This is a genomic window from Streptomyces luteosporeus, assembly GCF_039532865.1.
Lineage (GTDB): Bacteria > Actinomycetota > Actinomycetes > Streptomycetales > Streptomycetaceae > Streptomyces > Streptomyces luteosporeus.
In genome coordinates this window covers 173,931-199,726 of sequence record NZ_BAAASL010000003.1, presented here as the reverse complement: position 1 = coordinate 199,726, position 25,796 = coordinate 173,931, and the positions used below count along the sequence as shown (strand labels likewise).

Below are 25,796 nucleotides of genomic sequence, written 5' to 3'. Positions count from 1 at the left end.
GACCGTCTCGGCCGTCCGCTGCGGCCGCGGGGCGCCCTCCAGCCGGGTGATGGCGTCCTCGGTGCGTATGCGCTTCGAGGTCAGGCCCTCGAACCACAGCACGACATTGCCGTCCGGGTCGAGGAAGCGCAGGTCGCACGTGGTCAGATCGCCGTCCGGGCCGGCCGGGCGCGGCGGGACGGCGTGCACCAGGGTGCTCGCCCCGACCGGGCCCCGGGCCCGGAACGACTCGATGAGCATCGGGATGTACGGCCGCGCCGCCGCACCCGCCCCGGAAGTGGCGAACTGGGTGGGCAGCAGCGTCGAGGAGTCCAGCGCGGCCGGATGCAGATGGAAGTAGTCGGCGTAGGCCGCGGCCTGCGGGCTCAGCGACAGGTCCGCGAGCAGTTCGCCGTCACCGACGTGCAGCGTGCCGCGGGCCATCATGAAGTCGCCGTGCTCGATGCCGGTGCCGCGCACCAGCGCGTACAGATCCGCCATGTCGGCGGTCGACGGCGCCGCGCGCAGCGCGGTCAGGTCGACGGTGCGCGCCGGGAACGGCACGTCCAGGCGCAGCCGGCAGTCGAGCACCGGCTCGCTCTCCCCCGACGGGCGGCGGGTGCCGGTGACCGACACCCGGTAGTCGCCGCCGTCGCCGTCCGCGGTGAACTGCAGCCGCAGCTCGGTGTCGAAGTCCGCGCCGGCGGCGACCGGGTTGCGGAACAGCACGCGGCGCAGCTCCGCCCGGGCGGTGTCCACGCCCCGGGCCCGCAGGATCCGGTAGATCATGTCGAGGAACGACACACCGGGCAGGATGCGCGTGCCGTGCACCCGGTGGTCCCGCAGCACCGGGTCGGTGCCGCGCACGACCACGGTGCAGGTCAGGCCATCCAACGCTGTCATTTCTTTCCTTCCGGCGTGCTGGACGTGCTGGAGAAGTCGATCTCGAAGAACGGCGCGGGTGCTTCGGCCACCGCGACAGGAGCGGGTGCGGGTGCGGGTGCGGCAGGAGCGTCGAACCAGAACCGCCGCCGCCGGTAGCGGGGCGCTTCCAGCGCCGTGCGCGAGGGCACGTGGCCGCCGGGCGCCTGGCACACGACCATGTGCGCGTTGGTGCCGCCGAACCCGAAGGAACTGACGGCCGCCCGGCGCTCGCCGCCCGAGGCGCCCGCGCCGGCGAAGTCGCGCAGCTCCCGCACCGGGAACAGCGGCGACTCCTCGAACCGGAAGCGCCGGTTGAGGGTCTCGCAGTGCAGCGTCGGCGGCAGCTGGGCGTGGTGCACCGCCAGCACCACCTTGATCAGCCCGGCCATGCCCGCGGCGCTGAGCGTGTGCCCGATGTTGGTCTTCACGCTGCCCACGCCGCAGAACCCGATCGCATCGGTGCCCCCGCGGAACGCCTCCGTGAGCGCCTTCAGCTCCATCGGGTCGCCGATCATGGTGCCGGTGCCGTGCGCCTCCACGTACCCGATCTGCTCGGGGGACACGGCGGCGTCCGCCCAGGCCGCCTCGATCACCTCGCGCTGCGCGCGGGGGTTCGGCGTGGTGATGCCCATGGTGCGGCCGTCGTTGTTCACGGCGCTGCCCTCGATGACCGCGTAGATGCGGTCACCGTCGCGCAGCGCGTCCGGCAGCCGCTTGAGCAGCAGCATGCCAGCGCCCTCGCCGAGCACGATGCCGTCGGCCCGCTCGTCGAACGTACGGCAGCGGCCGGTCGGCGACAGGGCGCCCGCCCCGCTCATGCCGACGAACGGCACCTCGTCCAGGAGGATGTCCACCCCGGCCGCGAAGGCCAGGTCCGACTCCCCCGCCCGCAGGCTGCGCGCGGCCATGTGCACCGCGACCAGCGCGCTGGAGCAGGCCGTGTCGACGACGACGGCCGGACCGCGCAGGTCGAGGAAGTGGGACAGCTGTGCGGCGATGAAGTTCTGCGCCACGCCACTGATCGCGTGCGGGCCGGCGGTGCCGTGGTGCGCCCCGAAGTTCGCGCTGCGGGCGCCGGCGAACACGCCGACGCGCCGCCCGGCGACCTCACCGGGCGTGAGCCCGGCGTCGGCCAGGCACTCGGCACCGGTCTCCAGCACCTGCCGCACCAGGGGGTCGATGTGGGACGCCGCGGCGGGGTCGAGCCGGAAGTACTCGGGGTCGAAGTCCTCGATCCCGTCGAGGAAGCCGCCCCACTTGCTGACGGTGGCCTGCGGCCAGAGCCGGTCGGCGTCCCAGCGGGAGGCCGGCACCTCGGTGACGGAGTCCGTACCGGAGACGAGGTTGCGCCAGAAGGCGTGGTGGTCGGGCGCGCCGGGGAAGTGCGCGGCGATCCCGACGACGGCGATGGCGCCACCACCCGCGTGCGCGGATGCGGCACCCGGCCGGGTGCCCTCGGTTCCCGCAGCCGGCGCGCCGTCGGCGACCGGCGTGGGGGCTCCGGCATGCGATGCCGTGCCCGGGGTGCCCTCGGCCCCGGTCGCGGCGCTTACCGGCGAAGCCCCGGCCGCGGCAGCCGCCGGGTCCGCCGGTCCGGCGAGCGGCTCCGCCTCCGGCGGCATCCGGTCCGCCAGGGCCTTGGCCAGGAGCGTGACCGTCGGGTTCTCGATGACCGCCGACGGTTCGGCGACGACGCCGAGTTCGCGTTCCAGGGCCGCGAGGATCTGGGCGACCATGATGGAGTCCACGCCCAGGTCGGCGAAGTCGTCGTCCGGGCCGATCCGTGCGGCATCCATGCGCAGCGTGGCCGCGATGACCTGCGTCAGCCGGTGGACGGAGCCGTTCGCCGTCGCCGTCACCGGGGTGGCAACAGTGCGCGGCGCCGCCGCCGGAGCGGCCGTACGGGCCGGAGCCGGGACGGCGAGCAGGGCGGCCGCGTCGAAGCGCGCCCTGTCCACGGCGCACGGCAGGACGACCGGCTCGGGCGTGGCCATGGCCCGGTCCAGGAGGGCGAGGCCGGCCTCGGGGGCGAGGGTGCGCAGGCCCAGGTCCCGGTAGGCGGGGGTGTCGACCTCGGGCATGCCGGCCGAGCGCCAGCTGGGCCACTGCAGCGACTTGACGACGACGGGTCCGCCGGTGGCGGCCCGGTGTTCGGCGACGCGGTCCAGGACAGAGTTGGCCAGCGCGTAGTCGCTCATGCCGACGGCCAGTGCGGGCACCTGCCCGGCGATGGAGGAGTACAGCACGACGAACCGCAGCGGATCGTCCGCGCACGCCTCCAGCAGCGCCTGCAGCCCTGCCGTCTTCGGCTCCAGCACCCGCCGGACGTCCTCGATCCGCTTGCCGATGAAGGCCGGGTCGCGCATCACGCCGAGCCCGGCGCAGTGCACGATGCCCGCGATCGGGCCCAGGGCGCGCCGTGCGCCGTCGAGCGCCCCGGCGAGGGCGTCGGGCGTCGGCGCGGCCGCGAACTCGACCCGGACGCCGGGGCGTTCGAGGGCCGTGAGGTCGCGCAGGCGTGCCGCGAGGGCCGGGTCGGTGCCGGGGTCGGCCAGGAGGGCCGGCCACGCGTCGCGGGCGGGCAGCGGGGTGCGGCCGAGCAGCAGGAGCCGGTCGGCGCCGCGCTCGACGAGCCGGGCGGCGACCAGCCGGCCCAGCGCCCCGGAACCACCGGTGATCACGACCGTGCGGCCGGCCAGGTCGGCCGCCCAGTCCGCGGAGGACGCGGAGGCCGCCGAGACCTCGGCCGGGTCGGCCGGGCGCAGTGCCGGCCGGTGGCGTACCCCCTCGCGCATGCAGGCCTCGGTCACCGGGTCGGTGGCGGCGAGTTCGGCGGCGAGGGCCGACCGCACGGCGGCCGGGTCGAGGGTGTCCAGGTCGAGGGTGCGGGCGAACACCCCGCGGTACTCGGCCGTGAGCATCCTGACCAGGCCCGCGAACGTGGCGCCGCGCAGCGTGGGGTGCTCGGTGCGGAAGGTCGTGAGACCGCGGGTCAGGTGCAGGTAGGCGAGGCCGCGGGTGCGGTGCGCGCTGACCAGGTCGCGCAGCAGCGCGATGCGGCCCCAGTCGGTGCGCAGTGCGGCGTCCGGCGTGGCGGAGACGTCCACCAGGTCGACGACGGCGTCCATGCCGGCCGCCGATGCGACGATCCGGGCGCGGGCGGCCTCGTCGGCGTCGTCGAGGGCGTCGGCCCGCACGACGGTGGCGCCGGTGCCGAACACCTCGGCGGCGAGCGGCTCGGTCTCCGCTCCGACCAGCACCAGGACCCGGCCCGGCAGCTCGCCGTGCGGCAGCGGGGCGGGCTCCCAGTGCTTGACCAGCAGCAGGGAGGAGTCGCTCTCGGCCGTCAGCCAGTGTCGCTCGCGCGCGAACGGGTACGTGGGCATGGACACCGGCGCCGGCCGGTCGCCGCTGCGCAGGGCGCTCCAGTCGATCTCGGCGCCGTCCTCCCACAGCCGGGCGACGCGGTCGAGCCGCCCCTCGCGCACCAGGCGCTCCAGGTAGCTCGCGCCTTCCGGCTCGGACAGCCACGCGAGGTCCGCGCCGGAGCCCTCGCCGCGGGCGCGCCCGCCGTCGAGGAACCCGGCCAGCTGCGCGCGCAGTTCGCCGGTCGTGGTGGCGACCACCGCGAGGCGCGCCGCCATGGGCACGCGACCGGCCTGGGAGGTGTACGCGAGCGAGGCCAGCGGCGGCACCGTCTCGCCGTCGAGGAACTCCACGACGGCCGCGGCGTAGCGGCGCAGGGCGTCCTCGTCGCGGGCGGAGAGCAGGAACGCCTCCTGTGCCGCGGCGGGGGTTGCCGTCGTGGGTGCCGCGGGCGCCGTGGGCGCCTCCTCCAGGACGACGTGCGCGTTGACGCCGCCGAAGCCGAAGGAGCTGACGCCGGCGCGCAGCGGCAGGGGCGTTCCGGCGGCGTCGGCCGGCGCCCACTCGGTGGCCTCCTGCACGGGCAGGAACGGCGTTCCGGTGAGGTCGATCAGCGGGTTGAGCCGCTGCAGGTGCAGCGTGGGCGGCAGGGTCCGGTGCCGCATGGCCAGCACCACCTTGATGACGCCCGCGATGCCCGCGGCCGGCTCCAGGTGGCCGATGTTGCTCTTGACGGTTCCGATGCCGCAGGCGGTCGCCGGGCCGCCGGCCAGGGTGCGGTGCGCCCGGATCAGGCCGTCGATCTCCACGGGGTCGCCGAGTGCGGTGCCGGTGCCGTGGAGTTCGACGTAGGAGAGGGTCTCCACGGGCACCCGCGCGTCGCGGTAGGCGTCGACGAGCAGGTCGGCCTGGGCGAGGGGGTTGGGGGCGGTCAGCGAGGAGGCGTGGCCGCCGTGGTTGACCGCGCTGCCGCGGATCACCGCGTGCACGCGGTCGCCGTCGGCGAGGGCGCGGGCGAGCGGCTTGAGCACGACGACGCCGACGCCCTCGCCCTTGACGTACCCGTCGGCCCGCGCGTCCAGCGCCTTGCAGCGGCCGTCGGGGGCGAGCACGCCGAGCTGGTTGCCCGCGACGACGGTCTGCGGCGAGAGCACCAGGCTCACGCCGCCGGCGATGGCCAGCTCGCTCTCCCCGCTGCGCAGCGCGCGCACGGCGCGGTGCAGGGCCACCAGGGAGCTGGAACAGGCGGTGTCGATGCTCTCGCTGGGACCCCTGAGGTCCAGCAGGTACGAGATGCGGTTGGCCAGCATGGTGCGCGCCAGCCCGGTGCCCGCGTGGGCGTTGACCTCCTCGCCCTGCAGGACCATCGTCTCGTAGTCGTTGAACTGCACGCCCGCGAACACGCAGACGCGGCGGCCCGCGAGCCGGTCCGGCCGGCAGCCGGCGTCCTCCAGCGCCGCCCACGTGTGTTCCAGGAAGAGCCGGTGCTGCGGGTCCATCACCTCCGCCTCGGCGGGCGAGAGCTTGAAGAACCGCGCGTCGAAGCGGTCGACGTCGTCCAGGAAGCCGCCCCAGCGGGCGGTGCCGCCGAAGCGGCGGGAGACCTCCTGCCAGTCCCACCGGTCGGCGGGGGTCTCGGTGATCAGGTCCCGCCCCTCGGCGAGATTGCCCCAGAACGCCTCCAGGTCGGGCGAGCCGGGGAAACGCCCGGCCATGCCGACGATGGCGACGGCGTCGTCGGCCACGGGCTCCCGCACGGGTACGGGCTCCTGCACGGGTACGGGTTCGGGCACGGGTGCGGGCGCGGGCGCCGGGGCCCGCTCCGCCAGGGCGGGGTGCTCCGCCAGCAGGTGACGGGCGAGCTTGTCGATCGTGTTGGCGCCGAACAGCGTCGTCGTCGGCACGCTCACGCCGTAGCGCTCCTCCAGGGAGACGGACAGCGACTGGAGCCCGAAGGAGTCCAGGCCGTACTCGCCGAAACCGGCCTCCGGGTCGAGCGCCTGCGGCGCCAGGCCGAGGAGCTCGGCGACCATCGTCCGCAGCTCACCGGCCAGTTCACCGGGCGCCGGTGCCGGCGCCGGCGCGGCCGCGCGCACCGCGGGCACCGCGGGCACGTTCTCCCGCACCCGCATCGCCTCGACGTGCTCGCGCATCCGCTCGGGCTCCCCGGGCAGGACGGCGATCTGGGGACGGCCCAGCCGCAGGACCAGGTCGAGCAGGCGCTCGCCCTCGTCGGCCTCCAGGTAGCGGAAGCCGGTGTCGGCGAGGTAGCGGTGCTCGTCGTCGGCGTCCACGTGCATGCCCCCGGCACGCCACATGGGCCAGTCGACGGAGACCGTGTGCCCGCTGCGGCGGCCCGCCCGGCGCAGCGTCTCGCGCTCCTCGGCGAAGCCGTCGAGGAAGCGGGCGCCGACCGCGTAGTCGACGAGGCCGTAGTCGCCGAGCTGGCCGGCGAGGGAGGAGTACAGGACGAACAGCTCCAGCGGTTCGTCACGGGTCACCTCGTCGAGCACGCGCGTGCCCTCGAGGCGGGCCCGCAGGTGAGTGCGGAACTCGGCGACGTCCTTGCCCGGCAGCGGGGTGCGCGAGGCGGTCGCGGCCAGGTGGAAGACGCCGTGCAGCGCGCCCCACCTGTCCTTGACGTCCGCCACGACCCGGGCCATGGCGGCCGGATCGTCCACGGAGGCCCGGAAGTACGCCACGTCCCCGAGAGCACGCAGCTCGGCGAGCTCACGGGCGCGGTCCGCGGCGGACGACCGGCCGGTCAGGGCGACGCGGGCCCCGCGCGCCAGCAGCGTACGGGCGAGCAGCAGCCCGAGCCCGCCGGCGCCGCCGGTCACCAGGTGGACGCCGCCCGCGCGCAGCGGCGACGCGGTGACGGGGTGCGCGGGGACCTCGGCGAGCACGCGCACGCTGCGGCCGGTGGCCGTGAGGCGGACCGCGGCCGCGGACAGCCGCTCGGCGGACACCTCGGCGAGCAGGGCGGCCGGCTCGGCCCGGCCGGCGACGCGCACGACACCGAAGGCGGTGCCGGGGAGCGCGGCGCGCAGCGAGGCGTCGAACCCGCCCCACGCCTCGGCCATGGCGCCCTCGGGCACCAGGACCTGGATCCGCGCCGCGGCGCGGGAGGGGGCGGCCGTCATGGCCTGGACGAGCAGGAACACGGACTCGATGCCGAGGTCCTGGCGGTCGGGGTGCAGGAGCGGCCACTGGTGCACGATCCGCTCGGCGGGGGTGGCGAGCAGCCGGGCGTAGTCCTCGCTCGCGCCGGGCCGGATGGTGACGGTGGCCCCGTCGTCGGCGTAGGCGTCACCGGCCCGCACGTGCACGGCCCCGGGAACGGCCAGATCACCGAAGACCAGCACGCGGCCGGCGGCGGCCCGGGCGCCCGGCACGGCCTCGGCCACCCACTCGGCGCCGAAGAGACTGACGGCCGCGCCGACGCCGCCGGAGGCGGCGGAAGCGCCCGCCGCCGGGGCGGCGGAAGCGCCCGCCGCCGGGGCGGCGGCCTGCGCCGCGGGCACAACTCCGCCGGCGGGGGCTACCCCGGCCACGGCAACGGCGCCGGGCACCGGCACGGTCCCGGCCGGGCCGTCGGCCCGCGCTGCAGGCGCAGTTGCGGCCGCAGGCACGGCCCCGGCCGGGGCGGACGCCCCAGCCGCCGTGCGGGCGTCGCCCGTCGGCACGGCGGCGGTCGTGCTCCCCGCCGCAGGCGGCGCAGCCGCCGCGGCGGGGCGCGGCCCGGCTCCCCGCACCGCCGCAGGCGTCTGCGTGCCGTCCGTGAACCAGTGGCGTTCCGACGCGAAGGGGTACGTCGGCAGGGAGCGAAGCTTCGGCAGGGTCGTCCAGCGGGCCGGCCAGTCGACGGTTGCGCCGCGTACCCATGCGGCCGCCGTGGCCTCGTCGTCGTGGCCGTCGAACGGCGTGCGGTCGGCGTGGCGGTCGACGTGGCCGGTGTGGAGGCCGGTCGGGTCGCCGGCGAGGAAGCGGCGCAGTGCGGCCACCGCGTCGTCGCCGGATGCGGCGACGAACGCGAGGCGTTCGGCGTGTTCGGTGCGGCCGGTCTGGAGCGTGCGGGCGGTGCCGGCGAGGTCGTGCGACCAGGAGTCGCGGGCGTCCAGCAGGGCCTGCGCGGAGGCGCGCAGCCGCTGCGGGTCGCGGGCGGAGAGGACGACGACGGCCCGGTCGGCGGACGGCAGCGGCTCGTCCGCCGCGTACTCCTCCAGGACGACGTGGGCGTTGACGCCGCCGTAGCCGAAGGAGCTCACTCCGGCGCGCCGCGGCACGCCCGGCGCCGGGGGTGCCCAGTCGCGGCCGGTCGCCGCGATCTCGAACGGGGTGCCGTCCAGGCCGAGGTGGGGGTTGAGTTCGGGGCCGTGGGGGTCGCCGGTGATGCGGCCGTGCCGCAGGGACAGCAGCACGCGCAGCACGGCGGCGATGCCCGCCGCGGGCTCCAGGTGGCCGATGGTGTTCTTCAGTGCGCCCAGGGCGCAGTGCGGCGCTGCCGGCGCCGGGTGGCCCCAGTCGCGGTAGAGCTCGGTGAAGGCCTGCCGCAGGCCGTTGGTCTCGGCGGGGTCGCCGATGACGGTGCCGGTGCCGTGGGTCTCGATGTAGCCGACGGTGGCGGGGTCGATGCCGGCCTCGCGGTGGGCGCGCACGATGACCTCGGCCTGGGCGCGCGGGTTGGGGGCGGTCAGCGAGTTGGAGCGCCCGCCGTGGCCCACGGCGGTGCCGCGCAGGACGGCGAGGACCGGGTTGCCGTCGGCGAGGGCCCGGCTGAGCCGCTTGAGGACGACGGCGCCGACGCCCTCGCCGCGTACGTATCCGGCGGCGTCCTTGTCGAAGGCGCGGCCCACGCCGTCGGGGCTGAGCATGCCGGCGCGTTCGAGGGAGGCGAAGGTCAGGGGCGAGAGCATGAGGCTGACGCCGCCGGCTATGACCGTGTCGCAGTGGCCGAGCCGCAGGGCTTCGGCGGCGCGGTGCAGGGCGACGAGCGAGCTGGAGCAGGCGGTGTCGACCGGTTCGCTGGGGCCGCGCAGGTCGAGGTGGTAGGAGACGCGGTTGGCCAGCATGGAGGGGGTCAGGCCGGTGGAGGAGTACGCGTCGGTGGCGGTGCCGGAGCGCTGGACCAGCTCGGCGTACTCGGAGGAGCCGACGCCGACGAAGAGGCCGGTGTCGGTGCCGGCGAGGCGGGCCGGGGCGATGCCGGCGTCCTCCAGTGCCGCCCACACGGTGCGCAGCAGCAGCCGCTGCCGCGGGTCCATCCACCGGGCCTCGCGCGGCGAGATGCCGAAGAACAGCGGGTCGAAGCGGTCGATGTCGGGCATGAACCCGCCGCGGGTGACGCGGGTGCGGTCGGGGTGGTGGGCCGGGTCGCCGTAGTGCGCGGCGGTGTCCCAGCGGTCGGCGGGCACCTCGGTGAACAGGTCGCCGCCCTTCTGCAGGGCGGTCCAGAACTCCTCCAGGTCGCGTGCGCCCGGCAGCGTACCGGCCATGCCGACGATCACGACGGGGTCGTCGGCGGAGTTGCCGGCGGGGGCCGGCGCGGCCGCGGCGGGGATGCCCGCGGCGTCGGGGTGTTCGGCCTCCAGCCAGGCGGTGAGTGCCGCCGGGGTGGGGGTGGCGAGGAGCTGGTCGGGGCCGACGGAGACGCCGAAGGTGCCGGAGACCTCGTCGGCGAGCCGGATCAGGCCGAGGGAGTCCAGGCCGTGCTCGTGGAAGGAGCCGGCCGCATCGAGGTCGGCGACGGGGTAGCCGCTGACCGTGCCCAGCAGGTGCAGCACGGTCTCCAGGACGCGGCCGTCCTGCCGTTCCCCCTGCACTGCTGCAGCGGCGGGCGTCACGGCGTCGATCCAGCAGCGGGTCCGTGCGAACGGGTAGCCGGGCAGGGACAGCGGGCGCACGGGGTGCTCGTGGGCGGCGGCCCAGTCGAAGACCTCGCCGGCGGCCCAGCGGCGGGCGACGCCCTCGGGGTCGGCCGGGGAGGGCACGGTGGCGGCTGCCGGCTCGGCGGTGACCACGCCGCTGTACCCGCCGGGCCTGCCGGCGAGGAACGCGTCGAGCGCGTCGGCGAGTTCGGCGGCGGAGCGGGCGACGACGGCGAAGCGGTGGGCCATGGGCTCGCGGCCGGTCTGCAGGGTGTGCGCCAGGCGGGCGAGGTCGATCGTGCCGGTGGTGGAGCCGGTGCGGGCGGCGGCCAGTTCGCGCAGGGTGGTGCCGCCGTGCACGGCGCCGGGGCGGACGGCGTCGCCGAGGCCGATCAGGCGCACCATGGTCGCCGGGTCGAGGCCCAGTTCGTCGAGGGGTTCGTCGACCGCCGTGAGGGGCACGCCGACGGTGGCGGCGATCTCCGCCACGTCCTGGGCGCCCGCACCGGGGGCCGTGGCCCGCAGCCGGGCGAGCATCGCCTCGGCCACGCGGCGCAGTCCCTGCGCGTCGCGGGCCGAGAACGGGAAGACGGCCGGCCCGGTGAGGGGAGCCGTGCGGGCGTCCTCGCGGTACTCCTCGACGACGAGGTGCGCGTTGGAGCCGCCGGCGCCGAAGGCGCTGATGCCGGCGCGCAGCGGCCCGCCGGCCGTCCAGGGGGCGAGTTCCCGCTGGACGCGGAAGGGCGAGGCGGCCCAGTCGACGGCCGGGTTGAGGGTGTCGGCGTGCAGCGAGGGGGCCAGTTCGCGGGCCCGCATCTGCAGCAGGACCTTGGTCAGGGCGGCGATGCCCGCAGCCGACTCCAGGTGGCCGACGTTGGACTTCACCGAGCCGAGGGCGACCGAGCCGGCCGGCAGGTTCCCGAAGGCCCGGTCGAGCCCGGCGACTTCGGCCGGGTCGCCGAGCGCGGTGCCGGTGCCGTGGGCCTCCACGTACGACACGCTCGCCGGCTCGACCCCGGCGCGCTGCAGCGCCTGGGCGATGACCTCGCCCTGGGCGGACGGGCTGGGCACGGCGTACCCGCCGGTCTTGCCGCCGTGGTTGACGGCGCTGCCGAGGATGACGCCGAGGATCCGGTCGCCGTCGCGTTCTGCGGCGGCCAGCGGCTTGAGCAGGACGGCGCCGACGCCCTCGCCGGGCACCATGCCGTCGCCGTCGTCCGCGAAGCTGCGGCAGCGCCCGCTCGCGCCGGTGAAGCCGCCGGCCGCGAGCTGGCGGTACTTGCGCGGGTGCGGGGCGAGGTTGACGCCGCCGGCGAGCGCGTACTCGGCCTGGCCGGACGCCAGGGCCTCGCAGGCGAGGTGGATGGCCGTCAGCGACGACGAGCACATGGTGTCGATCGCCAGGCTCGGGCCGTGGAGGTCGAGGACGTAGGAGACCCGGTTGGCGATGGAGGCGTAGCCCATGCCGCCGGCGAGGCCGCGCTCGTCCTCGAACAGCTGGTAGTGGCCGTACATGACGCCCACGTACACCCCGACGCGGCTGCCGCGCAGGCGGGCGCGGGTGTAGCCGGCGTCCTCCAGGGCGTGCCAGGAGGTCTGCAGGAAGAGACGTTCCTGCGGGTCGGTGAGCTCGGCCTCGCGCAGCGACATCTGGAAGAAGCGGGGGTCGAACTCGTCGATGCCGTCGAGGAAGCCGCCCCAGCGGCTGAGCTGCCGGCCGTCGGCGGGTGCCTGCGTACGGTGGTCCCAGCGGTCGGCCGGCACCTCGCGCACGCAGTCGCGGCCGGCGCGCAGGTTCGCCCAGAAGGCGTCGGTGTCGTCGGCCAGGGGGTAGCGGCCGGCGACGCCGATGACGGCGATGCGCCGGTCGGGGCCGGCGAGGGGCGCGGGGGCGGGTTCGGCGGCCGCCCGGACGGCCGGGACGGCCGTGGGAGTGACGGGGGCCGTGGGGGCCGTGGGGGCTGCGGGGGCCAGGGCCTCGGGGAGCAGGGCGCGCACCTGGTCGGCGTGCCGTTCCAGCAGGTAGTCGGCGATCTCACGGATCGTCGGGTACTCGAAGAGCAGCGTCGCCGGCAGCTCGCCCATGCGCCGGGAGAGGACGTCCACGATCTGGGGCACGGTCAGCGAGTCGACGCCGAAGTTCTCGTACGTCTCGTCCAGCCAGAGCCGCTCGTGCGGCACCTGGAGGATCTCGGCGAAGGCGTCCTTGACGTAGGCGTGGGCGGCCTCGGCCAGCGCGTCGGTGTCCCCGCCGGCGGACGGCGCGGGCGCTGCCTGGGGCGCCGGTGCCGGGACCGCCCGCTCGGGCGCGTCCGCGGCGGCGGGCGTCTGACCGCCGACTGCCGTGTGGGCGACCACCACGTGCTGCGTCAGTCCCTCGTCGGCGGGCAGGGCGCGGCTGCGGGCGAACCCGGCGAGGGCGAGGGCCTTGCGCCAGCCGGGCGCGGACAGCAGCGGCGAGCCGGGCAGGCGCAGTTCGGCGTCGCGGTGCAGCCACCAGCCGTCGAGCAGGCCGAAGGTGAGGGTGGCGGTGAGGACGTTGCTGCTGGCCTCGTTGAGCACCAGGCGTCCGCCGGGCTTGAGCAGCCGGGCGACGGCGCCCAGGGTGGCGAGCAGGTCGGGGGTGGCGTGCAGGACGTTGGCGGCAATGACGAGGTCGGCGCTGCCGGGCGGGAAGCCCTGGGCGGCCGGGTCGCCGGAGACGTCGAGCTGCTGGAAGCGGACGTAGGGGTGCTCGGCGGCGAACCGCTGCCGCCCGTGCTGCAGGAAGGCGCGGGAGATGTCGGTGTAGACGTAGTCGACGTCCGCGCCCGAGGCGGCGAGGGCGGGCAGCACGCTGGCCGTGGTGCCGCCGGTGCCGGCGCCGATCTCGACGACGGTCAGGGGGCCGTCGTGGGCGGAGACGTGGTCCAGGACGGCGCCGACGACGAGTTCGTTGGCCCGGTCGACCACCGGGCTGCCCCGGTAGGCGCCTTCGACGAGCGTGGTCGAGCCGCCGGGGAACATCACGTCGGTGGCGCGGACGGTGCCGCGCAGCACGCCGAAGAGGTGGTGCAGGCAGGGGCGCAGCAGCCGGTCGAAGCGGTTGAGGGCCGGCTTCTGCTCGCACAGGGCGACGAGCTCGCCCTCGGGGTCGGCGGCGGCCGCGCGGCCGGTGGGGCTGAGGTGGCCGTCGCGCTCGCGCAGGTGTCCGCTGCCGGTCAGCTGCCGCAGGATCTCGGCGAAGAGGCGGCCCTGGGCGGGGACGACGCGCAGGTGCGCGGTGAGCGTTTCGGTGGTCCAGGTCTCGGCGGGGTCGAGGAAGACGCCTTCGGCGCGGAAGAGGGTCCACAGCCAGTCGCACATGACCTCGGTCAGGCGGGCGTCGTCGGCCTCGGTGAGCAGCCGGGCGACGGGCGGCAGGGCGGCCAGCGACGGCACCAGCGCGGTGTCGTCCGGCGGCGCCGTGTCGTGCATGGTCCCGTCCTTCCGGTGGCGTTCGACGCCGACGGCGGCGAGGGCGGAGTCGTCGGCCTTGACCACGACGACCTGCCGGTCGCCGCGTCCGAGCACGGCGTGCACGGCGGTCATCCCCTCCTCCGGGGTGATCGAGTGGATTCCGGCTGCGGCGAGCCGGTTGCGGTGGCGCTCGTCGGCGACGATGCCGACGGTCCCCCAGTAGCCCCAGTTGATGACGGCGACGCGGGCGGGCAGGGCGCCGTCCAAGTGGTGGGCGAAGGCGTCCTCGAAGGTGGATCCGGCCGCGTAGTTGCCCTGGCCGGCGCTGCCGCCGAGCGCCACGGCGGAGGAGAAGAACAGCACGAAGTCCACGTCGGTGGCCCCGGCGAGCGCGGCGTGCAGCGCGACCGAGGTGCGGGTCTTGGCCTCCAGGACGGACCGGAAGGTCTCCTGCGTCATCGTGGCGACGGTCTGGTCCCGCAGGACGATCGTGGCGTGGAAGACGCCGTGCAGGGCGCCGTGGGTGGCGCGGGTCCACGCGACGGCGTCGCGCAGCGCCGCGGGGTCGGTCGCGTCGGCCCGCCGGTAGGAGACGCGGGTGCCGCCGGGGTCGAGGGTGCGCAGGCGCTCGCGCCGCGCCTCGTCGAGCTCGCTGCGGCCGAGCAGGACGACCTTCGCGCGGTAGGTGCGCACGAGCCACGCGGTCAGCTCCAGGCCGATGCCGCCGGCGCCGCCGAGGATCAGGTACGTGCCCTCCTCGCGGATCCGCTCCGCCGGGGGCGTGGCCGGGACGGGGACGAGCCGGCGGTGGTGCAGGACGCCGCCGCGCAGCGCGTACGGGCCGCCCGCGGGGACGTCGAGGACGTCGGCGGTCGGCGCCTCGGCGGACCACCGGTCGACGACGGCGACCCGCCAGCGGGGGTGCTCCTGGGCCAGGGAGAGGGCGAGGCCGTGCAGGCTGGCCGCGTACGGGTTGGCCGGCGACTCGCCGCCCGTGGTGATCGCGTCCTCGGTGACGACGGTGAGCCGGACCGCCGAGCCCAGCTTCTGCAGGGCCTTGGCGAGCCGGAACAGGGTGAGCACGCCGCGCTCCTGCGCGGCTTCGAGCGCGTCGGTGTCGTCGGTGCGGCCCGTGGCGGCGGGGCCGAGGAGGACGACGTGGTCGGGGCGGCCGGGCAGGTCGGTGCCGCCCGTGATCCGGTCGGGGTCCAGCTCGACGATGGTGCCGCCCAGACGCCGCGTCAGCACGGCGGCGAGGCGGGCGTGCTCGGGGCCGCGGACGAGCCAGGTGGTGCCGCCGGCCGGGGCCGGGTCCCTCTCGGCCGTCGGGGACCAGCGCGGGGTGAACATCAGCTCGTCGGCGGACACCGCGCCGGCCGTGACCGCGGGCGCGGATGCGGCCGCCGCGCTGCCGGGGGCCGGGCGCAGGGACAGGTCGCGCAGGCGTGCGCACACGCGTCCGGTGTCGTCGGTGAGGGTCAGGTCGTAGCGGTCGGGGCCGACGCTCCGTACGTGGGCGTAGCCGAGCCCGGTGACCGGGGCGAGGACCTCGGCGGCGGCCAGGGCGTAGGGCACCATGGCCGGTCCGGCGGTGCGGTCGCGCAGCACCGCGAAGGCGTGCAGGGCGCCGTCGACCACCGAGGGGTGCAGGGCGCAGCCGGCGAAGGGGGCGGCCTCGGCGGGGATGCGCAGGCGCACCAGCGCCTCCCCGTCGCCCGCGGCGATCCATTCGACGGCCTGCAGGGCGGGGCCGTAGACCAGACCGGCGGCGGCGAGGTCCGCGTACAGGCGCGCGCCCTCGTGACGGTGGGTCAGGCGGGCTTGCAGGGCGTCGACGGGAACGGTCTCGGGGGCCGGGGCGTCGAGCGCGGCGATGCGGCCCTCGGCGAGCACCCGGTCCTCGTCGTCCCGCAGGTCGAACGCGAGGCCGGCCTCGCCGCGGCGCAGCCGCGTCCGGGCGGAGCGCTCGGTGCCGTCGACCACGAAGGGCCGCAGCCAGCGCACGCCGGAGAGTCTCAGGTGCTCCCCCGCGCCGGCCGCCTCGGCGGCCGCACGCGCCATCTCCAGGACGGCCGCGGCGGGCAGCAGGCGCAGTTCGCCGACGCGGTGGCCGTCGATGTAGGGGTGCTCGGGGCCGAAGGCGGCCCGGTGGGTGAGGCCGTCGAGGCTCTCGGCGGGGTCGAGCGTGCCGAGCAGCGGGTGTGCGGGGGCGGCGGCGGTGCGGGCGGGCGGCGACCAGATGGTGTCGGTCAGCCAGCAGCGCAGTTCCTCGAAGGGGTAGCCCGGCAGGGGCACCCGCCGTCCCTCGTGGTGCGGCCAGTCGACGGCCGCGCCGGCGGCCCAGGCCGCGGCGAGGTCCTCGGGGGCGTCGCTCGCGGGCGCGGCGGCCCTGGCGGCCGCCCGGCCGCGCACGCTGCCGGTCCAGACCCCGTCGGTGTCCAGGCCCCGCAGGCGGGCCACGAGTTCGGTGGTGGTGGAGGCCAGGACGACCATGCGGTCCGCCCATTCCTCGCGGCCGTGCTGCAGGGTGAAGGCCACGTCCGCGAGGCGGTGCGGCTCGCGCTCCAGGGCGTCGGCGAGCAGGCCGGCCAGGACGGGCAGCCGCTCGGGCGCCCGCACGGAGAGCGGGAACAGCCACGGGCCCGTGTGCTCCTGGTGCGGCGCCGGGCCGGCGTGCTTCTCGACGTGCTCCTCGACGACGAGGTGGGCGTTGGCGCCGCCGGCGCCGAAGGAGCTGATGCCGGCCCGGCGGGGCGCGCCGGCGGGGCGGGGCCAGGGGGCGAGCTCGCGCTGGACGCGCAGCGGGGTGGAGTCGAAGTCGATGTTGGGGTTGAGGGGGTCGGCGTGCAGGGACGGCACGAGCTCGCCGTGCTGCATCTGCAGCAGCACCTTGCACAGCCCCGCCATGCCGGAGGCGGACTCCAGATGTCCGACGTTGGACTTGACCGAGCCGATGGGCAGGCTGCGCGGGGCCATGCCGGCCGTGCCGAGCGCGCGGGCGAGGCCGCGGATCTCCACCGGGTCGCCGAGGGCGGTGCCGGTGCCGTGCGCCTCCAGGTAGCCGAGCGAGGCGGGGTCGGCGCCGGCCTCGGCCAGCGCCCGGCTGACCAGGTCGCCCTGGGCGACGGGGTTGGGCACGGTGAAGCCGTTGGTGCGGCCGCCGTGGTTGACGCTGGTGCCGAGGATCACGCCGTGGATGTGGTCGCCGTCGCGGACGGCGTCGGCGAGCGGCCGCAGCAACACCGCGCCGACGCCCTCGCCGGGCACGTAGCCGTCGCCGTCGGCGCCGAAGCTGCGGCACCGGCCGTCGCTGGAGGTGAAGCCGCCCTGGCCGAGGAAGCGGTACTTGTACGGGTGGACGTGCAGGTTGACGCCGCCGGCGAGGGCCATGTCGGCGTCACCGGCGCGCAGGTCGCGCACGGCCAGGTGGATGGCGGTGAGCGAGGAGGAGCACATGGTGTCCACGCCCAGGCTGGGGCCGGTCAGGCCCAGGGTGTAGGAGACGCGGTTGGCGATGGAGGCGTGGGAGGAGGCGCCGATGCGGCCGTCCTCGGCCTCGTGCAGCTGGTACAGCCCGTACATGGCGCCCACGTAGACGCCGACGCGGCGGGTGCGCAGGTCGGCGCGGGTGCGGCCGGCGTTCTCCACGGCGTGCCAGGCGCTCTGCAGGAACAGCCGTTCCTGCGGATCGATGATCTCCGCTTCGCGGGGCGAGATGCCGAAGAAGAGCGGGTCGAAGGTGTCGATGCCGCGCAGGAAGCTGCCCCAGCGGCTGTAGCGGGCGTCCCGGTCGGCGGGGGTGGCCTGATCGTAGTCGCGCCAGTCCCAGCGGTCGGCCGGGATCTCGGTGACCAGGTCGCGGCCCGCCCGGAGGTTGGCCCAGAACTCCTCCAGGGTGTCCGACTCGGCGAACCGTGCCGCGACGCCCACGATGGCGATGGGCATGGGGCCGGACGGGGCGGTGGCCGGCGCGGGCGTCACCGGTACGGGCGTGGGTGCGCGTACGGGTTCGGGCGCCGGGGCCGGGTCGGTGGCCGGTGCCGGGGCCGGATCGGTGGCCGGGGCCTTCCCGGCCGCCGGTGCGGCGAGTTCGGTGAGGCGGGCGCCGTGCTGCTCGGTGAACCAGCCGGCGAGGTCGCGCAGGTTCTGGTACTCGAAGAACAGCGTCTTGGGCAGCGACCCGAAGTCCTCCTCCAGGCGGCGGGTCAGGTCCATGATGAGCAGCGAGTCGATGCCGTACTGCTCGAAGGCCGTGCCGGGCTCGATGTCCTCGGCGGGGAGCTCGAAGACCTCGGCGAGGACCTCGCGCAGGAAGCCCTCGGCGAGGGCGGCGGCCGGGCGCCGCCCGCCCGCCGGGGCGGGCGCGGCGGCGGGCTCCGGCGCGGGGGCGTTGAGCACCTCGCGCAGCCGGGCGAGGTTGCCGTGCGCGACCATGACGTGGTCGCCGTCGTGGCCCAGGGCCCGGTCGAAGGCGTCCAGCGCCGCCTGCGTCGGCATGGCCACCAGGCCGACCTGGCGGGCCATGCGGGCGGCGGTGGCGTCGTCGGCGTCCACGCGGATGCCGCCGTCGGCCCACAGCGACCACAGCACGGACAGGCTGCGGCCGGGCCGGTCGCTCACGCGCCGCCACGCCGTGAACGCGTCGAGGAAGCGGTTGGCGTAGGCGTAGTCGGTCTGGCCGGGGCTGCCGGCGGCGCCGGACATGGAGGAGAAGGCGATGAAGAAGTCGAGGGGGTCGCCGGCGGTGGCCGCGTCCAGCTCCAGGGTGCCGCGGACCTTCGGTCCGAGGACGGCCGCGCACTCCTCGTCGCTCTTGCGGATCAGCAGGGCGTCTCGGGTGACGCCGGCCAGGTGCAGCACGCCGTGGAGGGGCCCGTGGGCGGCGTGGACGCGGGCGACGAGGTCCGCGGCGGCACCCGGGGCGGCGAGGTCGGCCTGCAGGTAGTGCACGTCGAGGCCGGCGGCCCGCAGGTCGGCGAGGTCGGCCTGCGGCGAACGGCCCGTCAGGACGTAGCGGGCGGAGCCGCCCAGGTGGGCCACGAGGTGGCGGCCGATGGCGCCGGCGCCGCCGGTGACGAGCACGGTGCCGCGCGGGGCGAGCGGCGCGGGGGCCGCCTCCGCGCTCTCCCAGCGCAGCACCTGGCGGCGGCCGGCGGCCGGGTAGCGGACCCGGAACTCGTGCGCGCTGCGCGCCTCGGTGGCGAGGGCGGCCTCCAGGCCGGCGGCGCCGGTGTCGACGACGGCGACGCGGAAGTCGGGGTGTTCGTTGGCGAGAGCGCGTGCGAACCCGTCCAGGGCGTGCACCCGCGCGTCCTCGGCCCCGCCGGTCGGGCGGAACGCGTACAGCACCCGCACCGGCCGGCGGGCCGGCTGCGCCGCCCAGGCGCGGAACAGCCGCAGCAGGCCGGGCAGCGGGTCGCCGTCCCCGGCGCGGACCGCGCGGACGACCAGGAGCTCGTCGTCGCACGGGAAGAGCGCGTCCTCCCCGGCCTGTTCCGTGAGGCGGACCTCGCGCGCCGGGCGGGGCTGCGCCGAGGGTGCGGGGGCGTCCTGCCAGCGCTGGACGAGCAGGTGGGCGGCGACGGTGCCGTCGAGGGCGGCGGCGCCGTCGACGGCGCGGGTGACGACGGAGCGCAGGCGCACGCACACGCGGCCCTGGTCGTCCGTGAGGGTCACGTCGTGGCCGGCCGGGGTGGCGAGCGCGTGCACGTGGCCCTGCTCGGGCAGCGGGCCGAAGATCTCGACGGCGTCGAGGGAGAACGGCAGTTGCCGGGCGCGGGGGGCCGAGGGGTCCTCGTCGGTCCACAGGCACGCCTGGAGCATCGCGTCGAGCAGGGAGGGGTGCAGGGCGAAGTCGGAGAAGGGCACGTCGGCGGCCTGCGGCACGGCGACGTGGGCCAGGGCCTCGCCCGGCGCGGAGCGCACCGAGCGCAGGCCCTGCAGGCTGGGGCCGTAGCCGCCGCCGAGGGCGGTGAAGACGGCGTAGCACTCCTCGGCCGTCGCCGTGCGCGGCAGCCGGGAGCGGACGGCGTCCAGGTCCAGGCGGGGGGCCTCGGCGGGGGCGTCGAAGCGCAGGGTGCCGGTGGAGCACAGCGCGCCGTCGGCCGTGCCGTCGGCCCGCCGCACCTCGTAGGCGACGCCGTCGGCGGCGGGCTTCAGGTGCAGGCGGACGCGCACGGGCTCGTCCCGGACGAGCACGGGGCGGGCCCACAGGACGTTGACGATTCCGGTGGCGCGGCCGTGGCCCTGCGCGGCGGCAGCGGCGACGGCGAACTCCAGGGCGGCCACCGCGGGCAGGATCCGCACCGGGCCCAGGGCGTGGTCGCGCAGGTAGAACTCCTCGCCCGTCAGCAGCCGTTCGGCGGGGGTGTCGGCGAGGGAGGCGGGCGGGTTGATCCAGTAGCGGCGGGTCGGCCGCGGCGGGTGGGGCAGGGAGAGACGGGCGGGGCGGCCGCCGGCCGGCTCCGGCCAGGCGACGGCCTGCCCGGCGGCCCACAGCCGGGCGGCCTCGGCCGGGTCGTCCGTACGCACGGCGTCGGCAGGGGCGTCGCCGGGGGCGTCGGCGGGCGCGGTGCCGCGCACCACGCCGTCGCCGTCGCGCAGGCGCCGCGCCAGTTCCGCGCGGCTCGTGGCGACCACGGCGAGCCGCTCGCGCAGCTCCTCGCGGCCGGCCCGCAGCGTGTGCGCGACGGCCTCGACGGAGGCCGCCGGGTGGGCCTCCAGCCAGGCCACAAGCTCCGCCCGGTAGCGCTCGAGCTGTTCGGGGCCGTCGGCCGACAGCACGACGACCGAGGCGGTCGTCTTCTTGGTGTTGCCGCTCATCAACGCTTCCCCGCCTCTTCGACTACCACGTGCACGTTGCTGCCTCCCATGCCGAACGAGCTGACGCCGGCCCGGGCCGGCGCGCCGTCGGGTGTTTCCCATGCCTGCGCCGCGGACTGGATCCGGAACGGGCTGTCCGCGAGGTCGATCACCGGGTTGGGCACCCGCAGGTCCACCAGGCCGGGGAGCGTGCGGTGCCGCATCGCCAGCAGGACCTTCACGATGCCGGCGACGCCGGCGGCGGCCTCCAGGTGGCCGATGTTCGTCTTGACCGACCCGATGCCGGTGCGCCCCGCGGCGAGGGGGAGCCCCCGCTCCGCGTACAGCCGGCCGAACGCGTCCTTGAGCGCGTCGATCTCGATCGGGTCGCCCAGCGGCGTTCCGGTGCCGTGGGCCTCGATGTAGCCGATGGTGTCGGGCGCGACCGCGGCGGCCCGGTGCGCGGCGAGGACGACGTCGGCCTGCGCCTGCGGGTTGGGCACGGTGAGCGAGTGGGTGTGCCCGCCGTGGTTCTCCGCGGAGCCGATCAGCACGCCGTGCACCGGATCGCCGTCGGCCAGCGCCCGGTCGAGCAGTTTGAGCGCGAGGAGCACCACGCCCTCGCCCCTGCCGTAGCCGTCCGCGCGTTCGTCGAAGGTCTTGCAGCGTCCGTCGGGGCTGAGCATCCCGGCGCGGCGCAGTCCGGTGAAGCCGTGCGGCGACAGCAGGAGGTTGGCGCCGCCGGCCAGGGCGAGTTCGCAGTCGCCGAGCTGGAGCGCGCGCGCCGCGCGGTGGATCGCCACCAGCGAGCTGGAGCAGGCCGTGTCGAAGACGGCGCTGGGGCCGTGCAGGTCGAAGACGTACGAGATGCGGTTGGCCGCGATCGAGGCGACGTTGCCGATGAGGAAGTGGTCGCCCATCTCCGGGGAGCCGGGGCCGAGCAGGCTCAGGTAGTCGGCGCCGCTGAGGCCGACGAAGACCCCGGTGCGGCTGCCCGCCAGCGCGGCGGGGACCTGCCCGGAGTCCAGGACGGCCTCGTGCGCGGCGTGCAGCAGCAGCCGCTGCTGCGGGTCCATCTGCGCCGCTTCCCGGGGGGAGATGCGGAACAGCGCCGCGTCGAAGGCGTCGACGTCGTCGATGTAGGAGCCCCGGAAGGCCTCGGGGAACACCCGTGCGGAGAAGCCGCGTTCCATCGGGTACGGCCGGGTCAGGTCGCGTCCGGCGGCGAGGTGTCCCCAGAACTCCTCCAGGGTGGCGGAGGAGGGCAGCCGCCCGCCGATCCCGATGATCGCCACCGGCGGGTAGCCGGCCGGCGCGGCGGCGGGCGCGGCAGCGGCCGCGACGGGTGCTGCCGCGGCCGGGGCGAAGGCGCCGGGGTGGGCGTCGGCGAGGAACGCGGCGAGGGAGGTGAGGTCGGGCCGGGCGTAGAAGACGGTCGGCCGCACGGTGATGCCGAAGCGTTCGCGCAGGGCGACCGCCAGCCGGGTGAAGCCGATCGAGTCGAAGCCCGCCTCGCCGAGCGGCCGGTCGACGGGGATCTGCTCCGCCGTCAGCCCGGCGACGCCGGCCGCCGCTTCCCGCAGCAGCGCCACGAGGTCGCCGGCCCCGGTCGCGGGGCGCGCGGCCGGCTCGGGCCGGGCGGCCACGGCTGCGGCGGGCTCGTCGCCGTGGCCGAAGCGGCGCAGCAGGTCGTCGAGGGGCAGCGCGGCGAGCGGGCCGGCGTCGACCTTGGCGTTGGGGGTCATCGGGAACCGGGCCAGGGCCACGGTGCGCGTGGGGAGCATGTACGCGGGCAGCCACGCGGCGATGCGGCGGGCGGCGGCCTCGGCGGCCTGCGCCGGGGCGGTCACGAACGCCACGAGCTGCGGGTGCCCGGCGAGGTCCTCGCGGACGACGACGCGGACGTCGCCGACCTCGCCGGTGCGCCGGATCGCGGCCTCGATCTCGCCGAGCTCGATGCGGTGGCCGCGCAGCTTGATCTGCCGGTCGGCCCGCCCGAGCAGCACCATCTCCCCGTCGGCCGACCAGCGCGCCAGGTCGCCGGTGCGGTACAGCCGCTCGCCGGTGGTGGCGTCCTCGACGAAGCGCTCGGCCGTCAGCTCGGGCCGGCCGCGGTAGCCGCGGGCGACGCCGTCGCCGCCGATGAGCAGTTCGCCCACGGCGCCGAACGGCACGGGGGTGCCGTCGGGGCCGGCCGTGCGGAAGGTGGTGTTGGCGATCGGGGTGCCGACGGTGACGGGGTGGTGGCGGCGTACGCGCTGGGTGGAGGACCAGATGGTCGTCTCGGTCGGGCCGTACATGTTCCACAGCTCGTCGCACCGGGCCAGCAGCCGCTCGGCGAGTTCGGGGGTCAGGGCCTCGCCGCCGCACAGGATCCTGGCCACCCGGCCGGTCCAGCCGGCGTGCAGCAGCATCTCCCAGGTGGCCGGCGTGGCCTGGACGAGCGTGGCGCCCGACGTGCCGATGAGGTCGCCCAGCGCGAAGGCGTCCCGTACGGCGTCGGCGGGGGCGACGTGCACGGTGGCGCCGCGGGTCAGCGGGAGGAGCAGTTCCAGGCCCGAGATGTCGAACCCGGCGGTGGTCACGGCCAGCAGCGTGTCGTCCTCGGCGCAGCCGGGGCGCTCCGCCATGGAGGTGAGCAGGTTGACGAGGTTGCCGTGGGTGACCTCGACGCCCTTGGGTGCCCCGGTCGACCCGGAGGTGTAGAGCACGTACGCGAGGTCGGTGTCGCGGCGGGCGACCGGCTCCGTCGGCGCGGACGGATCCAGGGCGGTCAGGGGGATGCGCACGCCCGGGGTGTCCTCGGGCAGCCGGTCGGCGAGGTCCGCGTCGAGGACGACGGCCGCCAGGCCCGCGTCGGTGGCGATGTGGGTGAGCCGGGCGGCGGGGAAGTCCGGGTCGAGGGGGACGTAGGCGGCTCCGGCGGCCTGGACGGCGAGCAGGGCCGTGATCAGCGCGGCCCGGCGGCCGACGAGGACGCCCACCAGGTCGCCGGGGCGCACGCCGCGCTCGGCGAGGAGCCGGTTGAGGGCGTGCACCTGTCCGGCGAGCTCGGCGTAGGTGAGGGAGCCGTCGGCGTCGACGACGGCGGTGCGCCCGGGGGTGCGCCGGGCCTGGTCGAGCACGAGGCCGGCGGCGGTGACGTCGCGGGGCCGCTCGGCGCGGGTGGCGTTGACCCGCTCGACGAGGGCGCGTTCGGCCGCGGTGGCGAGGACGACGTCCCGGACGCGGCGCCCGGGGTCGGCCGTCACGGCCTCCAGCAGCAGCCGGTAGTGCTCGGCCAGCCGCTCGATCGTGGCGCGGTCGAAGAGGGCGGGGTCGTACTTGACGTACACGTGGGCCCCGGCGCCGCGCACGACCACCTCGACGACGAGGTCGTTCTCGCCCTCCTGGGTCAGGTCGAGGGCGTCCGTGAAGACGGTCTGCCCGGCCGCCATGTCCTGGTCGCCGCCGACGCCCTGCTGCATGTAGAAGCCGATGCCGAAGTCGGCCTCGGCGTCCGAGGTGCGGCGCAGGTCGTCGACGACGGACGCGAACGGGTAGGCGCTGTGGTCCTCGGCCTCCGCCATCCGCTCCTGGACGGCGGCCATGAGGTCGGTGAAGGACGTGTCGGCGGCGCAGTCCAGGCGCAGGACCACCGGGTTGATGAGGTAGCCGACGGTGCGGTCGAAGCGCTGCGAGGGGCGGCCGTCGGTCGGCACCATGACGCTGATGTCGCGCTGCCCGGAGTGGCGGTGCAGCAGGGCGGCGAAGGCGCCGAGGACGACGGCGAACGGGGTGAGCCTGGCCGCGCGGGCGGTGTCGCGCACCGCGCTCCAGGTGGCTTCCGGGAGCCGCAGCTGCACCATCGCGCCCTCGGCGTGCGAGGCCGGGGCGGTCCGGCGGCGGTCGGCGAGCGCGCCGGTCACCGGGGCGCTGGAGGCGCCGGTGAGGCGCTCCAGCCACCAGCGGCGGTGCTCCTCGGCCTCGGGGCCGGCGAGCATCTCCCGCTGCCAGCGCACGAACTCGGCGTACGGGGCGGCCGGTTCGACCGGGGGGAGGTCGCGGCCGGCGGCCAGCGCGTCGTGGCAGGCGACGATGTCGCGCAGCAGGAGGTGGCTGGAGACGCCGTCGGTGATGAGGTGGTGGAAGACCAGGAGCAGCAGCGTGCCCCCGCCGGGCGCGGTGATCAGCCACATGCGGTGCAGCGGGTCGTGGGCGAGGTCGAAGGGGCGGCGCACCAGGTTGCGGACGCGGGCGGCGAACTCGCCGTCGGTGACGTGGCCCAGGTCGAGCCGGGTGATCTCCGCGGGGCGGTCGGTGACCTCCTGCACGGGCCCGCCGGCGTCCAGCCGGACGGCGATGCGCAGGCCCGGGTGGCGCCGCACGACGGCGTCCAGCGCCTCGGCCAGCAGGCCGGGGTCGACGTCGTCGCCGAGCCACAGGCCCAGCGGGAGGTTGTAGGAGGTCGCCTGCGGGTTCGTGGCGTGGATCGCCCACAGCGCCGCCTGCCCCCGGCTGAGCGGGTACGGGCCGGGCTCGGGCGCCGGCTCCACCGCGCGTACGGGCGCGGGTGCGGGCTGCTGTGCGGGCTCCGGTGCGGGCTTTTGTGCGGGTGCCGCGTCGACCAGGCCCCGCAGCAGGAGCTCGGCCACCTCGTCGGACACCTCGCCGGCGGCGATCGCCGCCAGCAGGTCGCGCAGTTCGGTGCTCATCGGTCCGTCCCTCCCTTCAGTGCGGCCAGTGCGTCGTCCACGCGGACGGTGCCGTTGCGCAGCCCCGCCAGCAGGGCCGCGACCTTGTCGGCGGCCGGTTCGGGGGCCGGTTCGGCGGCCGGTGCGGCCGCCTCGGCCTTTGGTGCGGCCTTCTCGGCCGCGGGCAGCGGCCCGTACGCCTCGAACACGGCCCGGGCCATCGCGCGCACCGTCTGCCCCACTCCGAACGTCCGCGCGGGGATGTCCACGCCGTAGTCGGCGCCCAGGCGGCGGCTCAGCCGGCGCAGGCCGAGGGAGTCCACGCCGGCATCGGAGAGCACCCGGTCCAGGGGCAGCCGGTCGGGCCGCATCCCGAGGTGTGCGGCCAGGAGTGCGCGCACGTGCTCGCGGACGGCGGCCTCCGGGTCGTCACCGGCGTCCGGGGCACTCTCCGCGGGCTCGACGGCGTCGGCGGGGGCGACGGGGGCGACGGGGGCGACCGTTTCCGGCTCGGTGCGGGGCGCGCCGTCGTCCTCGCCGCCGGCCACCAGGCCGGCCTCGGCGGCCTGGACGGCGTCGAACCGCGGGCCGGGGGTGAGCCAGTAGCTCTCCCGCGCGAAGGGGTACGTCGGTGCGGGCACCCGCCGGGGGGCTCCCGACGGCCACAGCTCGGCCCAGTCGATCGGGGCGCCGCCGGCCCACAGCCGGGCGACCTTGTCCAGCCGGCCGGCGTCGACCACGGACTTCA

4 protein-coding genes (2 of these 4 cut by a window edge) are annotated in these 25,796 nt (G+C 76.5%); all 4 read right to left on the bottom strand.

From position 1 onward, the window contains the following. Tightly spaced (each overlapping or abutting the next), the 4 genes in view from ABD361_RS04855 to ABD361_RS04840 form a layout consistent with a single transcriptional unit that may run on beyond the window. A protein-coding gene (locus tag ABD361_RS04855) for an SDR family NAD(P)-dependent oxidoreductase (protein WP_344433433.1) crosses the window boundary here: on the bottom strand, positions 1 to 882 show its 5' portion. Its footprint begins 6,036 nt before the window's first position; only the first 882 of its 6,918 coding nucleotides appear in the window; its start codon is at positions 880 to 882; its stop codon lies beyond the left edge, outside the window. Continuing rightward, on the bottom strand, positions 879 to 20,396 hold the full coding sequence (locus ABD361_RS04850; RefSeq protein WP_344433432.1) for an SDR family NAD(P)-dependent oxidoreductase: 19,518 nt from the start codon (positions 20,394 to 20,396) through the stop codon (positions 879 to 881). Before ABD361_RS04850 ends, ABD361_RS04855 begins: the two co-directional genes overlap by 4 nt. After that, entirely contained in the window at positions 20,396 to 25,069 is a 4,674-nt protein-coding gene (locus ABD361_RS04845; protein ID WP_344433431.1) for an amino acid adenylation domain-containing protein, read from the bottom strand. The genes ABD361_RS04850 and ABD361_RS04845 overlap by 1 nt, the downstream gene beginning before the upstream one ends. Next, positions 25,066 to 25,796 carry the final stretch of an SDR family NAD(P)-dependent oxidoreductase gene (locus ABD361_RS04840; RefSeq protein WP_344433430.1) on the bottom strand. The gene runs 12,487 nt beyond the window's last position, so only the last 731 of its 13,218 coding nucleotides appear in the window; its start codon lies beyond the right edge, outside the window — the gene reads right to left on this strand; it ends in the stop codon at positions 25,066 to 25,068. The genes ABD361_RS04845 and ABD361_RS04840 overlap by 4 nt, the downstream gene beginning before the upstream one ends.